We start from the raw sequence: 14344 nt of genomic DNA, 5'->3' as shown, positions 1-14344 counted from the left end.
CTCAATTTCCTCCCACCGGCTGCGCGCCCATGCGCTCGCGGTATTCCAATTCAAACTTCTTACGCAGCAACGCACCTGGATCATCGGGTACGCGTTGCAGATCCTGGCGCACGTCGTTGGGCAGTTTTGACAGCGGATCATCGCTGTCGATGGCGCCCAGCTCGTGGGTGGGCGTCGCAGCCGTTGTCTGTTCTTTTTTGGCCAGTGCCTGATTCAACTGCGACTGCAAACCTTGTTGGGCTTTTTCTGCCTGTTCCCGCTCGTTGCTGGACGTCGGCGCAGGTGTCTGGTTGGAAGCATCCTGGCTGGATGCGTGACTAGCGTCCTGCCGCGGTTGTTGTTGATCGCGACCTGACGCGGCGTTCTGCGCATTCTGATTTTGTGTACCCTGTTTGCTCGCCGAAGCGTTTTGATCTTGCCCACTCTGGCCTGCATCGTTTTTATTTTGATCGCCTTGCTGACCCTGTTGTGGCTGGCCAGATTGCCCAGACTGGCCGCTTTGCGACTGCCCTGAGGATTGGCCGTTCTGGCCACTGGGATTCTTCTGTCCGCTCTGACTGCCCGACTGCTGCTGCGACGAGGACTTGTTTTTCGGAGGTTGGCGCATGGCCTCTTGGACAAGCCTGCGGTTGGTGCGCGCATCCTCATTGTGCGGATTGACTTGCAGCGCGCGATCGTAGGCCTTGATCGCCTCCGGGTACCGGCCAAGCCTGGCAAGCGCATTGCCGAGGTTGTATTGCGTCTCCGCATTGTTGGCGTGTTCCAGCGCCTGCACGGCTGCGGCGTAATCCTTGGCGCGATATGCCGCCGCGCCGCGCCATGCTGGATCCTCGGCAAGCTGCTGTGCTTTGGCGGCGTTTCCTTGCTGCAAGGCGCTTGCTGCCTGTTGGTCCGGGCGAAGCCACCAGTCTTGCCAGCCCGACGCTTTGGCTGTCGTCGGCAACAGCGGTAGCAGCACCAGCGGCAACAGTAAAACCCATCCGCGCCGAAACGCCATGGCGACGATCAGCAGCAAGGGCAGCAATAACCACGGGCCGCGATCCTGCCACACGTCGTTTTCCTGGCCTTGTGCCAGCGATGCATGCCCGGGTGTACGCAAGGTAGCGTGCAACGCGGCCACGTCATCGCCATTTTCCGTCATAGGGAGATAACGACCACCGCCAGCCTCTGCGAGTGCATGCAGGTTTAGATCGTTGCGACGAGCAACAATCATGTTGCCCTGATCATCGTGCGCGAAACTGCCGTCTGCCAGTTGCACGGGTGCGCCTTGCGACGTGCCGATGCCCAGCACCGAAACGTGCACACCGGACGCTCGGGCCGAACGGGCCGCAGCCTGAGCAGCGTCGTCGGCATCGTCGGTGATCAATACGATTGCGCCGGTGCTCAGCTTGGCACCATGGATCAGGGTGACACCCTGTTCGATGGCTTGCGCGGCGTTGTCGCCGTCGACAGGCATGACATCGGGTGACATGGCATCGAGCAAGGTATCGAGGCTGTGGGCGTCGCCGGTCAACGGCGCCACCACAAAGGATTGTCCGGCATAACCGATCAGACCGTTCAAGCCGTCGTGATTGGCCTGCAATAGATCGCGTGCCTTGTACCGTGCACGCTCGATACGGCTTGGCGGTACATCGCGCGCCAACATGTGGCTCGATAGCGACATCGCGACAACCTGCGCCGCGCGGTCGGCAAACATCGGTTCGGCCATGCGGCTCCAGCTAGGGCCTGCCAGCGCGAGAACACCCAGCGTCCATCCCACAGCGAGCAATGCCGACGGTAGCCGCGTGCGTTGCGATGTACCGCTCACCAGATGTGGCAACAGTTCTGGGTCGGCCAGTCGGCTGAGGGCACGGTGCGACGCATCACTGCGTGCGCCAAACCAGATCAACAACGGCAACGCCAGCAATCCCAACAACCACATAGGCTGGAGAAAATGAAACTGATGCAGGGCTTCGCTCACGCGCTCGCCCCTTTCAAACGCGGCCACAGCAAACCAAACAGCAGACACACGCCCGCCACCGCAAGCGGCACGCGGAACAGGTCATGCCGCGGACGGAACGTGGGACCCTGCTGCGGCATCGGCTCCAGTGCATCGATGGCACGATAGGCATCGGCAAGCTGATTGCCGTCGGTAGCGCGATAGAACTGGCCCCCGGTTTCATGAGCGATATAGGTGAGCATGTCTGCGTCGAGATCGGCCGACGGGTTGATCACGCTGTCACCGAACAGACCAGGCACCGTCATGCGTGTGGCGCCAATCCCGATGGTATAGACGCGCACGCCTGCGGCTTTGGCGGCACGCGCCGCGTCCCGTGGCGAAATGCTGCCGGAATTGTTAACCCCATCAGTGAGCAGGATCAGCACGCGCGCCTGCTGTGGCAACGCCGCCAGCCGTTTCACCGCAATGGCGATCGCATCGCCGATGGCGGTTTGCGTGCCGGGCAATCCCACTGCCGCACCCTGCAATTGCGCGCGCACCGCATTGAGATCGTATGTAAGCGGCGTGACGAGAAACGCATGGGTGCCAAATAAGACCAGGCCAAGCTCATCGCCGCTGCGCCGGGAAATGAAGTCGTTTGCGATCGCTTCCACGGCACCGAAACGACTGAGCTGCTGCCCACCCAGCACCATGTCCGGCGTCTCCATGCTGCCGGACAGATCGACGGCCAGCATCATGGCGCGGCCACTGCGTGTCTGCGCTTGCGGCGGCCCTACGATTTGTGGTCTCGCCCCGGCGACGAGCAAACTCAGCCAACCCAACGCCAGCAACCAAGGGGCCGCGTTGCGCGGTGAAACGTGTTCACCCAGGCCCCACGACAAGGACGCATGCGGCAGACGCAGCGCTTGCCCTGGTGACACCGGCTTCCACACACGCCAGATCAACCACGGCAGCGGCAACAGCACAAATATCCATGGCCACGCAAATTCAGGCATGCCCAAACTCCACCGGCTTTACGCGCCGCCATGCGGCGTGCAGCCACTGATGCACGGCGTGCCCGGCTGCATCCCGATCGAACGGCGCGTGCGGCTGATACATGCGTGCCTCAAGTGTCATCAGCACATCGAGCGTAGTCGCGTCGACAGGTACCTGTGCCAGTACGCACCGCCACGGCTCACCTTGCAAATGGTGTGCATCGGACGCGTAGCGCAATGCGGCGCGACGCAGAAGCTGATGCAGCGCGGCAGCGTAGGCAGCATCGTCGTCGACATGACGCGTCGCCAATGACCGCACTTCGCTCATGATTCGCGCTCGCCACATCCGCGCGCGTCGCATACGCCGATAAATGACAAAGCCGATGATGCAGGCTATGCAGACAAGCGCAAACAGCATCCACCAACCCGGCGCAGGCGGCCACCATGACGGCGGGGGCGGAAGATGAATATCGCGCAGTGGCAGGTCGGCCGACGATTGTGGAAACTGCCCTTTCATCGATGACCTCCCCCATTGCGCAAGAGGGATGCGACCGCATCGATAGGATCGGCAGCGGTATCGATGGTATGCCACGGAATGCCCAGCGAGGCCGCCATGGCTGCGAGCCGAGTCTGTCCGGCGCCCAGGCTTTGCTGAAATGCCTCGCGCTGCGGCTTAGATTGCAATGTCATGTGGCGACGCTCGCCATCGTGTTCGATGGGGTAGTTGCCGGCTGGCACCGGTTGCAGCTCGAGCACGTCGGCAACAATCAGGATGCGCACAGCGGTGTGCCGCATCAATTGTGGAAGTCGAAGCCGCGCCGCGTCGTCGCAACTTTGCCCATCACTGATCAATAGAACGCGGTTGGCGCCATGCTGCAGCTTCGCAACTTGCCCAAGTGCATACGAAAGCGATCGATTCTGCGCGCGACCCACCTCACTGCGTGCCAACGCACCGCATACATCCAGGGCGCCGCGTACACCGCCACGGGGGCGTTGCAGATACTCGCTTTCGCCGAAGGTCATCAAGCCAACTCGTTCACCCGCCTTGGTGGCATACCAGGCTGCGGTGGCGGCCACGCGTGCTGCTTGTACCGATTTGAAGCGCACCCGTGTACCAAAATGCATGGTCGCATGACGATCAAGCAGGATCAGCAATTGACCTTCGCGTTCTTCCTGAAAGAGCTTGGTGTGAAGCCGGCCGATGCGTGCGGTCAAGCGCCAGTCCAGGCGACGTACGTCATCGCCAGGTTGATAGGCACGCGACTCGGCGTAGTCCATGCCACGGCCATATAAACGGCTCGTTTGCGTACCTACGCGTGTAGCGCGGCTGTCTTGCGGTGGCACGCGCAGTCGCGCCACACGTGCGCGCAAGGCGATGAGTTCGGCCAGCGAGACACTAACGCGGCCATCGCCATCGGACGGATTATCAACGACGGCGTTCACGGCAACGGAACGAGATCCAGCAAACGACTGACGACTTTATCGCTGCGAATGCCTTCGGCCTCGGCCTCGTAACTGAGCAGCACGCGATGGCGCAGCACCTCGTAGACGATCGCATGCACGTCTTCGGGCAACGCGAAGTCGCGGCCGCTCAGCCAGGCGTGTGCGCGTGCGCAGCGATCCAGCGCGATGGTAGCGCGGGGGCTGACGCCCCAGGCAATCCAGCGCTTCAACTCTGGGCCGTAACGCCCGGCGTCACGCGTCGCAAGCACGAGCTGCGTGAGGTATTGCTCCAGCGCGGATGCCATGTGCACGCGCAACACCTCTTCGCGCGCGGCAAATACGTCTTCCTGCGATACGGACGCTACCATGGAAGCTGCGAGCGCGGGCTTGCCTGCCTGCTCACGCGCGAGGCGCAGGATGGCGAGTTCTGCCGCGGCATCCGGGTAGCCGATCGTGACATGCATGACGAAGCGGTCCAGTTGTGCCTCCGGCAGTGCAAACGTGCCTTCTTGTTCGATCGGGTTCTGCGTTGCCATCACCATGAACAACTCTGGCAAGCGCCACGTGTTGCGCCCCACGGTAATCTGCCGCTCCGCCATGGCTTCCAGCAGCGCCGACTGTACTTTCGCCGGCGCGCGGTTGATTTCATCGGCCAGCACTATGTTGTGAAACAGCGGGCCGCGTTCGAATTCGAAAGTGCCCGCCTGCGGGCGAAAGATGTCGGTGCCGGTAAGGTCGGCGGGCAGCAAGTCCGGCGTGAATTGCACTCTGTGAAAATCCGCCTCGATGCGAGTCGCCAGTGCCTTGACGGCCGTGGTCTTCGCCAGGCCGGGCGCACCTTCCACCAGAAGATGGCCATCGGCCAGCAAGGCGATCAAGAGGCAATCGATGAGCCGCGGCTGGCCGATGATGTGTTGCCGCAGGTCATCGCGGAGACGGGAAAACGCTTGTTGCAGACGCCCGGGCGTGGGGACTTGGGGCATATCCATCCGAGAATCCTGTACTGCTGGGTGGGGTTGAGACCACAGCTGCGTAGGAAAGTTTGCGCGGATGTGGCCTCGCAACGCAAAAGGGGCGGCTTGCGGGCCGCCCCTTTTTTAACACCGATCCGCGCTTATTGCAGGCTATCGCTGAGGATGCGCGGGGTGACGAAGATTAGCAATTCGTCCTTGTCGTTGATGTGCTGCGTGCTGCGGAACAGATACCCCAGGACCGGGATGTCGCCCAAGCCCGGCACCTTGGCGACGCTGTCGGTCTTGGTCACTTCGTAGATGCCGCCAAGCACGACGGTCTGGCCGTCATCCACCAACACCGACGTATTGAGTGAACGCGTGTCGATAACCGGTACCTGGCCGCTGCCGGTGACGTTGATGTAATGGTCCAGCGAATCCTTGTTCACGTTGATCGCGAGGTAGACGCGATTGTCGGCGGTGATCGTCGGCGTGACCTTCAGTTCGAGCACCGCATCCTTGAACGCGACCGTCGCCGTGCCGCTCGTGCCCGAGCCGCCGCTGGTGTTCTGGAACGTCACATAGCCGATTTCCTGACCTTGGCGGATATCCGCTTCCTGTTGGTTGGCGGTGATGACGCGCGGGCTGGAAACGAGCTGGCTGCGGCCTTCGGTTTGTGCCGCGGAGAGCTCCAGATCCAAGGCGTAGTTCTTGCCGAGGATGGCGGCGGCGAGTTGCGATGCGGTGCCGGTGGTGGGGCTCGCCGGCAAGTTTACGTTCAAACCGCCCGAGCCCAGAGTGGCTGACGAGCCGTTGTTGCCTTGTGTGCTACCCAAAGCGCTGCCGACTTGCAAAACCTGGCCGCTGGGATTGGTGCGGTTGCCGTTCACGCCCCATTGAACGCCCAGATCGCGCTCAAAGTCGTCGGTCGCGATCACGATGCGCGATTCGATCAGTACCTGCTGTACGGGGCGATCCAACTGCGCAACGATCGAACGTATCTCGGCCGTCTTTTCGGCTGTGTCGTTAATGAGCAGGGTGTTGGTGCGTAGATCGAACGTGACACTGCCGCGGGGGGACAAGAAACCTCGGTGCTGACTCGCGGTACCACTGCCGCCGGCACCCCCGGCTACGCTCTGCATGCTCCCCGTCGTGAGCAACTTGGCGATGTCTTGCGCCTTACCGTAGCTGATCGGAATGTAAGTAGTGACGAGCGGCGCATTGTCCTGCGCCTTGAAGCGCGCATCGGCAACACTCTGCTCGTAATCGGCCAATTCCTTCTGCGGAGCGATCCAGATCACGTTGCCATCGCGGCGCTTGTCCAGATCCTTGGCACGCAGGATCACGTCGAGCGCCTGATCCCAAGGCACATTGTTCAGGCGCAACGTGATGCTGCCGCCCACCGTGTCGGAGGCCACCATGTTAACGCCGGAGTAATCGGCCAGCAATTGCAGCACCGAACGCACCGGGATGTCCTGGAAGTTGAAGGTCACCCGGTTGCCCGTGTACACCGGCTGCGCGTCGGAGCCGGGGTTGGTGTTCTTCGACTCCTGCTTTTTGGGCGTCACTTCGACAACGTACTGGCTGCCCGTCTGATAAGAGGACGCTTCAACATCGCCACTGAACGTGATGTCGATGTGCGCCCCATTAGGCGTGGACTTCGGCGAGATCGACTGCACCGGTGTGGCAAAGTCCAATACGTTCAAGCGCTGCGCCTGGCTCACGGGCAGTTGGGCGTTGCTGACGTCCACGGCCAGGGTATCGCCCTGGCGATGCATGTTCGCATTAGCGCCCGAACCGCTGAAGTTGATCACCACACGACCCGAGCCGTTAGCGCCGCGCTGGAAATCGATATTCGTAATGGCCGGTCCGTTCAAGGCCGAAGGCAACGCCTTGGAGGGATCGATCGTGGCGGCCGTGGTCACCGGTTGCGTCACCGTTCCGTTGTTGACGACCAGGACCAGGCTATTGCCTTCCACGCTTGATTTATACGACGAGGACTGCATCAGCTCGACAACGACGCGCGTGCGTCCACCGGCCGACACTGCCGACACGCCTGAAGTCGTGCCGACACCGATATCCTGGTGGCGCGCCGCATCGTTGGCCGTGTCTGGAAAATCGATCGCAATGCGTGGTGGATTTTCGGTCGTGAAGATGTTCGGCTGCGGGACCTGGCTGCTGTCGAAGCTCATGCGCAGCTGGACGCGACCACCTGGCAGCGTCTTATAGGTGATGTCTTGCAGCGTGCTGGTCGCCAGGGCAGCGCTCGCCCACAAGGCGGCACCCAGCACCATGAAGGTGATCAGGCAACGGCTGGCCAGGCGCATGGCGCGACTCCGGACTGTTTGGATGGAATTAGTCATTGCATCAGCCCCTGTATTCCTATTTCGCCTGCGCTTCGAGCGCGATGCTGGCCGGACGTTCCGCCCAGCCGCCATTGCCGTTGGAAACCAATTCGACCAGGTCGACGTGATCACCACTGATGGCGGTGACGCGGCCGTAGTTCTGGCCCATGTATTCGTTAACGTGCACGCGATGGATCACGCCACCGGGATCCTTGACCAATGCTTCTATGTTCGAACCAGCACCGATCGTGCCAACCATCCTCAGGCTGTCCAGCGAAAAGGCCTCGAGCGGCTCGCGCGGGCGACCCGCATCCGGCCGCGGGCCGTTGCCTTGGTTCAACTCGTCCTCGCTAGGACTGAAGGGATCGCGCTTGTCCTGGTCGCTATAACTGAAGGTTTCGAAGGTCTTGATGACCGGCAGCGGGGGAATCGGCGCGCCGCGCTTGGCTTTTTCCTGCGCCACCCAGTCACGCAGGTCCGACATGCCGCGTGTACAACCAGCCAGCACAAGCGCGGTAGCGATCAGCAAGCACAGCTTGATCAGGCGGACGGGCCGCATGGCGATCATGGCTCTCATTTCCGCCCCCCGGGCTTCTTCACCTTGCTGTTTTTCGCCTCACTGGTTTCGGAATCATCGAGATAGCGGTAGGTCTTGACCGTTCCCTGCAGCACCAGCAGCTGGTTGGCCGCGGGTTCGGCACCCTTGCCCGCAGGATTGAGCGGGGTTAGCGAAACGTCATGCATGGTCAGAATCACCACGCGCGGTAACGAAGCCACGCCACTGATGAAGGCGCCGAACTGATGGTAAGTGCCGATCATCTTGAGCTGGATTGGCTTCTCCGCGTAGAAGTCCTTCGGAACTTCCGTGCCAGGCTGGAACAGTTCCTGCTGAAGGCCGGCCGAAAGAGCCGTCTGCGAAACGTCCACCAACAGTTCAGGCATTTCGGTCTTGCTGGGTAGCTGACGCAGCAACTGGCGCAGCATGTCCTTCATTTCATCCAGCTGCTGCTGCAGGGCTTCCAAGTTGACCGATTTGGCCTGCTTATCGGAGAACTCCTGCTTGAGCTTCGTTTCCTGACCAGCGAGGTTTTGCAGCGTGTCCTGCTGATCGCTGATAACGATGTACCAGCCCACGAGCATGATCACCAGGAACAGCAACACCGTGAAAAACGTCTTGACTGACTTCGGCCAGCCGCCGATGTTGTTGCGGTCGAGATTGCGCAGATCGTCGAAGAGTTTCATTACTTCGCCCCTCCCTTAGCTGGCGTGATGCCTGGCTTGGCCGGCGTAGGCGCCGTTGCGGGGGGTGTCGTCAGGCTCGCCTTGGCTTGTGGCGCCAAGGCGCTGGTGCTCGATAACGCCGGGGTATCGCTGGACGAAGCCCCTGTGCCGTCATCCTTGGGTTTGGCGAGCGCCACGGTCAGGCCGAAGGTATAGGGCATACGCGATGCATCGTGGCTGTGCTCAGTCTTGCTGAGGTCGGTCTGCCCCATCCACGGCGATGCTTCGATATTGCGCATGTACTCTGCAACGCTGGCGTTGGATTGCGCCACGCCGTCCAGCACCATCTGGTCACCGGCTTGCTTGATGGACGTCAGGCGCACGCTGCCCGGAATGGTTTTCACCAGTTCATCGAACAAGTGCACCATCTGCGAACGATTGGCTTGCAGTTGCTCAATGATCTGCTTACGCGCCAGCAACTGCGCACGGACCTTTTCCAGATCCTGGATCTTTGCGAGCCGTGTATCGACCAACTTGATCTGGTCTTTCAGATAGGCATTGCGATCGTTCTGGTTGTCGATGCGCAAGTCCATCCACAACCACCATACGACGAGGACGCCGATGGCAGCCAGGGCGACCACGCCCAGCTGCATGAAGAACTCGCGTTGACGAATCTTGCGGCGCTCGGCACGCCAGGGGAGTAGATTGATGTGTGCCATCAGTCTGAACTCCTCATGGCGAGCCCGACCGCGATCATCAGCGCCGGCGCATCCTGCGTCAGTGACTGCGCCTGCACGCGATTGGAAAGCGACATGCGCGCCAGCGGATTGGCCACCACACATGGCAGACCGAGTTGCTCTTCCAGCATCGCGCTGATGCCATCGATGGACGCGCAGCCACCTGCCAGCACCACCTGATCCACTTTGCTGAACTCGCTGCCTGCATAGAAGAATTGCAGCAGGCGACTGATCTGCTGCACCAGCGATTCCTTGAAGGGTTGCAGCGCCTCGGTCTCATAGGAGTCGGGCAGACCACCCTTGCGCTTGGCGCGGCCGGCTTCCTCATACGAGAGGCCATAGCGCCGCATGATTTCGTCGGTGAGCTGCTTGCCACCGAACACCTGTTCGCGCGAATAAATGGTGCGCTGGTTCTTCAACACCGACAGCGTGGTCATGGTCGCGCCGATATCGACCACTGCCACCAGTGCATCGCGCCCAACGTTCAATTGATCGGCGATCAACGTGAATGCGTTCTCCATGGCGAAGGCTTCGACGTCGATCACTTGTGCGGTAAGGCCGCCCAGGTCCAATGCCGCTACGCGCATATCCACGTTTTCCGTGCGCGACGCGGCCAACAACACATTGTTCATTTCGGGATTGTCACGCACCGGGCCGAGCACCTCGAAATCGAGGCTCACTTCATCGATCGGATACGGAATGTATTGATTGGCTTCGACCTGAATCTGGCTTTCAAGATCGTCGTCGGAGAGTTCCGCCGCCATCGGCACGATGCGCGTGATCACTGCCGAACCGGCCACTGCTGCCGCCGCGTGCTTGATCTTTGCGCCCGAACGCGCAAGCGCCCTGCGCACGGCTTCGCCCACCGCCTCGACTTCGACGATGTTCTTTTCGACGACGGCATTAGGGGGTAGCGGCTCGATCGCGTAATGCTCAACGCGATAGCGGCCTCCGGTCTGGCTGAGCTGCAGCAGCTTGACGGCCGTCGAACTGATGTCGACGCCCACGAGCGGCGGCTTCTTGGGTGTAAAGAGCCCCACGACGATTCCCCCTTGACCCCTGGCGCTTCCGCCAGATACTGGCAGGATTGCCGGGTCATTAGATCGAAAAATTAACGCAATAGCAACGGCCTACGCGAACTTCTTCGAGACTTTTGGCGTGATGGTCTGCACATTTAGACCAACCCGCCCCGTTCCGCGATTAAGGTTTTGCTAACCCGTTGCTGATGCCGCACATACTGCTACATCTATACTTTGACCTGTTTTGACTTAAGTCTCGCTATGGGATGCTCTGTACCAATACGGACATAAACTCGCCACTACCATCCCAGCGCTGGGGCCGCCCTGCCCGCACACCCCTCCCGCCTCTCGTCCTGGCGGCCCCCTGGCCTGCCGACGCCCCTAGCCCGCTAACGCCCCATCAAATAAGAAGAGCACCCCTAACCTCATGACGCGATTCTTGAAAGCCTTCCTGCGCTGGCTGCTGATCCTGGGTTTCAGCGGACTTCTGCTGATTACCGCAGCCATCGGGGTGGCCTATTGGCTGGTTTCCCCCCGCATTCCTTCTGTAGACATCTTGAAGGACTACCACATGCAGGTACCCCTCAGGGTAGTGAGTGCGGACGGCAAATTGATTGCAACCTTCGGGGAAACGCGCCGCGTCCCGGTCTCCATCGACCAGGTGCCGGACATGGTCAAGCATGCCGTGCTCTCGGCCGAGGATGCCGACTTCTATACCCACCCCGGGGTGGATTGGCGCGGCGTGTTGCGCGCCGGCCTGCATGTGGTGGCCTCCGGCGGCAATAAGACCCAGGGCGGCTCGACCATTACCCAGCAGGTCGCCCGCAACTTCTTCCTGAGCCCGGAAAAGCTCTACTCCCGCAAGCTGATCGAGATGTTCATCGCCTTGCGCATGGAAAACGAGCTCACCAAGGACCAGATCCTTGAGCTCTACCTCAATAAGATGTTCCTCGGCCATCGCTCCTACGGGGTGGCGGCCGCGGCGGAGTATTACTACGGCCGACGGCTGGACCAGCTCACGATTGCCCAGTGTGCGGCCATCGCCTCCACCTTCCAGCTCCCTTCGGCGGTCAATCCGCTGACCAATACGTCGCGCCTGATCGCCCGCCGCAACTGGGTGCTGGGCCAGATGCTGGAACACAAATACATCAACCAGGCGCAGTACGCGCAGGCGATCAACGCCCCAGACGATGCGGCGCCGCACGAGCAACCGATCCAGGTGGACGCCCCCTACCTGGCCGAAATGGCGCGATTGCAAGCGCTGGACCGCCTCGGCAACGACGCCCTCACCGAGGGCTACGTCGTAAGGACCACCGTCATCAGCACCCGTCAGCAAGAGGCGGTTGCCGCCGTGCGCGACGGGCTTTCCATCTACGACCACCGCCACGGCTGGCGTGGCCCCGAAGCGCATGAAGAACTGCCGCCCGGTGCCAGCGATACCGATTACAGCAGTCTGCTGTCCAGCTATATGGACGTGGCGGGCCTCACGCCCGGGCTGGTCATTGCCTCCTCGCCCACGGAGGCCTCGGTGTTCCTGCCGAGCAAGCAGGTCGTCAAGCTCGACCTCAAAGCCATGGATTGGGCACGTCCCTACATCAACGAAAACCACACCGGCCCCGCACCGACCAAGGTCGATAGCGTGCTCAAACCCGGTGACATCATCCGCGTGATCCAGGACGACAAGGGTGCCTGGCAGCTCACGCAGATCCCGAAAGCACAGGCTGCGATGGTGTCGCTCAATCCCGAAGACGGGGCTATCCAGTCGTTGGTGGGTGGCTTCAACTTCCAGCGCAGCAAATTCAACCGTGCAGTGATGGCGGCACGTCAGCCGGGTTCGAGCTTCAAGCCGTTCATCTATTCGGCCGCCTTCGAGCGTGGTTACACGCCGGCCTCGATCATCAACGACGCGCCCATTGCGCTACCCGACCCCTCGCAGCCGAACGGCTTGTGGACGCCCAGCAACGACGACAACAAGTTCGCCGGCCCCATGCGTCTGCGTGAGGCATTGATCGAGTCGAAGAACCTGGTTTCGGTACGTTTGCTCGACTCCATCGGCATACGTTATGCGCGCGATTACGTTACACGCTTCGGCTTCCCGCTCGATGCATTGCCGAACAACCTGTCGATGGCACTGGGCACAGCTTCGGTGTCTCCGCTGAGCATGGCGCGTGGTTTTTCCGTGTTCGCCAATGGTGGTTACTTGGTCACGCCGTACTTCATCAGCGAGATCGATGATCGCGACGGCAAGCCGGTGTATGTCGCCAATCCCGCGCGCGCCTGTGCCGACTGTTCGGAACGATTGCTGCAGAACACGCCACCCGCGCCGCCGCCGGCGAACATGCTGACCAATGGCGTGTCAGCAAGTTCTTCAAATGCCCCCGCACCTGCCGCCAGCGTGGCGATGGCGGGCGAAACGGCATTGCCGGCCGACGTGCACAACAGCGGCAAGGCACCACCGGTATTGGCGCCGCACGTCATCGACATCCGTAATGACTACCTCATTACCTCACTGATGAAGGATGTCATCCAGTCCCCGATGGGTACCGGGTATGCAGCAAAGGCGCTCAATCGTCAGGACCTGGCCGGCAAGACGGGCTCGACCAACGACCACCGCGACGCCTGGTTCGTAGGTTTCAACGGCGACCTTGCGACGGCCGTATGGGTGGGTTTCGACGATTTCAGCTCGTTGGGCAAGGGTGAATTCGGCGCCAAGGCCGCGCTGCCGATCTGGATCGACTATATGGGCGACGCGCTCAAGGGTGCCCCCGAAAAGAGCCTGCCCATGCCACCCGGCATCACCACCACGCTCATCAATCGCGACACTGGCCTGCCCACCTCGGCGGACGACCCTAACGCCATGCAGGAAATCTTCAAGGTGGAAGACATCGACCGATTGCATAACCAGGCTCTGCAACAACAACAAAACCAAGATCAACAACAGACTAACGACATCTTCTGAGGTTTTCCGGTAGTCTGAAGGTGCTCTCAACGAGAGCACCCTTACCGCACACAACGATACGAGGGTCGCAGCATGGCACGAGGCGAACACCATCGCATCCACGCGCAAGACCGTGTGCAACGCAGCCGGTTACGCGTCGCCCAAGAGGCGGCGCGCCTGATGAGCGAACACGGCATCCGCGACTTCCAGCGCGCCAAACGCAAAGCCGCCGAACGACTCGGCGTCCAGGACGAACAGGCGCTTCCCCGCAACCACGAAATCGAACAGGCCTTACGCGAACATCAACGCCTGTTTCAATCAGAAAGCCAACCCAAACTGCTCAGAGAACGCCGCGAGGCCGCGATCGAAGCAATGCGCTTCCTGGAAAGCTTCGAACCTCGACTGGTCGGCGCGGTGCTGGAAGGCACAGCCGATGCGCATTCAGCCGTTTGCCTGCATGTTTTCAGCGACGATCCAGAAGCCGTCGGCATCTATCTGCGCGAGCATGGCGTGCCGTACGAAACGCAAACACGCCGCCTGCGCATCAGTCGCGACGAACAGGTGGAGTACCCCGTACTGCTATTCGCCGCGGACAATCTGCCGTTCGACATCACCGTACTTCCGCATAATGCGCTCAGGCAAGCGCCCCTGGACCGCGTGGATGAGAAGCCCATGCGGCGCGTATCGTTGGCGTCGGTGGAAATCATGCTGACCGAGGACAGCGACGAGCACGATGAGTTCGAACGCAAACTAGGCGCCGCACTTAAATAAGCGGCAT

General features: G+C 61.1%; 12 protein-coding genes. 2 read left to right on the top strand and 10 right to left on the bottom strand.

The genetic code is table 11. The features are described 5' to 3' along the window. Position 1: 1 nt before the first annotated feature. The 10 genes from DWU98_RS07420 to DWU98_RS07375 form a co-directional block, all read right to left on the bottom strand. Complete coding sequence (locus DWU98_RS07420) at positions 2–1960, bottom strand: tetratricopeptide repeat protein (protein ID WP_115494871.1); 1959 nt, start codon at positions 1958–1960, stop codon at positions 2–4. After that, the gene (locus DWU98_RS07415; RefSeq protein ID WP_115494868.1) at positions 1957–2934 is read right to left on the bottom strand and encodes a VWA domain-containing protein; all 978 of its coding nucleotides are present in this window, start codon (positions 2932–2934) and stop codon (positions 1957–1959) included. The genes DWU98_RS07420 and DWU98_RS07415 overlap by 4 nt, the downstream gene beginning before the upstream one ends. Beyond that, complete coding sequence (locus DWU98_RS07410) at positions 2927–3430, bottom strand: DUF4381 family protein (RefSeq protein ID WP_115494866.1); 504 nt, start codon at positions 3428–3430, stop codon at positions 2927–2929. The genes DWU98_RS07415 and DWU98_RS07410 overlap by 8 nt, the downstream gene beginning before the upstream one ends. After that, a complete protein-coding gene (locus DWU98_RS07405; RefSeq protein WP_115494864.1) occupies positions 3427–4356 on the bottom strand; it encodes a DUF58 domain-containing protein in 930 nt (309 codons plus the stop codon). Before DWU98_RS07405 ends, DWU98_RS07410 begins: the two co-directional genes overlap by 4 nt. Next, on the bottom strand, positions 4353–5345 hold the full coding sequence (locus tag DWU98_RS07400; RefSeq protein ID WP_115494862.1) for an AAA family ATPase: 993 nt from the start codon (positions 5343–5345) through the stop codon (positions 4353–4355). The genes DWU98_RS07405 and DWU98_RS07400 overlap by 4 nt, the downstream gene beginning before the upstream one ends. Positions 5346–5470: 125 nt before the next feature. After that, positions 5471–7633 carry a type IV pilus secretin PilQ gene (locus DWU98_RS07395; protein WP_115494860.1) on the bottom strand — a complete coding sequence of 721 codons (2163 nt, stop codon included), beginning with the start codon at positions 7631–7633 and terminating at the stop codon, positions 5471–5473. Positions 7634–7688: 55 nt separating this feature from the next. Next, a complete protein-coding gene (locus tag DWU98_RS07390) occupies positions 7689–8219 on the bottom strand; it encodes a pilus assembly protein PilP (RefSeq protein WP_425480220.1) in 531 nt (176 codons plus the stop codon). Between the two features lie 5 nt (positions 8220–8224). Next, on the bottom strand, positions 8225–8893 hold the full coding sequence (locus DWU98_RS07385; RefSeq protein WP_115494856.1) for a type IV pilus inner membrane component PilO: 669 nt from the start codon (positions 8891–8893) through the stop codon (positions 8225–8227). After that, positions 8893–9591, bottom strand: coding sequence for a PilN domain-containing protein (locus DWU98_RS07380; protein WP_115494854.1), 699 nt, complete (start codon positions 9589–9591; stop codon positions 8893–8895). Before DWU98_RS07380 ends, DWU98_RS07385 begins: the two co-directional genes overlap by 1 nt. Next, positions 9591–10649: a pilus assembly protein PilM gene (locus tag DWU98_RS07375; protein ID WP_115494851.1), complete on the bottom strand. Its 1059-nt coding sequence runs from the start codon at positions 10647–10649 to the stop codon at positions 9591–9593. Before DWU98_RS07375 ends, DWU98_RS07380 begins: the two co-directional genes overlap by 1 nt. 406 nt (positions 10650–11055) lie before the next feature. Here DWU98_RS07375 and DWU98_RS07370 point away from each other — a divergent pair, with 406 nt between their 5' ends. Beyond that, the gene (locus tag DWU98_RS07370) at positions 11056–13587 is read left to right on the top strand and encodes a penicillin-binding protein 1A (protein ID WP_115494850.1); all 2532 of its coding nucleotides are present in this window, start codon (positions 11056–11058) and stop codon (positions 13585–13587) included. Between the two features lie 72 nt (positions 13588–13659). Then, the gene (locus tag DWU98_RS07365; RefSeq protein ID WP_115494848.1) at positions 13660–14337 is read left to right on the top strand and encodes a hypothetical protein; all 678 of its coding nucleotides are present in this window, start codon (positions 13660–13662) and stop codon (positions 14335–14337) included. Positions 14338–14344 lie beyond the last annotated feature (7 nt).

The sequence above is a fragment of the Dyella monticola genome (genome assembly GCF_003363155.1).
GTDB lineage: Bacteria > Pseudomonadota > Gammaproteobacteria > Xanthomonadales > Rhodanobacteraceae > Dyella_B > Dyella_B monticola.
The sequence above is the reverse complement of the archived record's forward strand: the minus strand, read 5'-3'. Positions and strand labels throughout refer to the sequence as shown.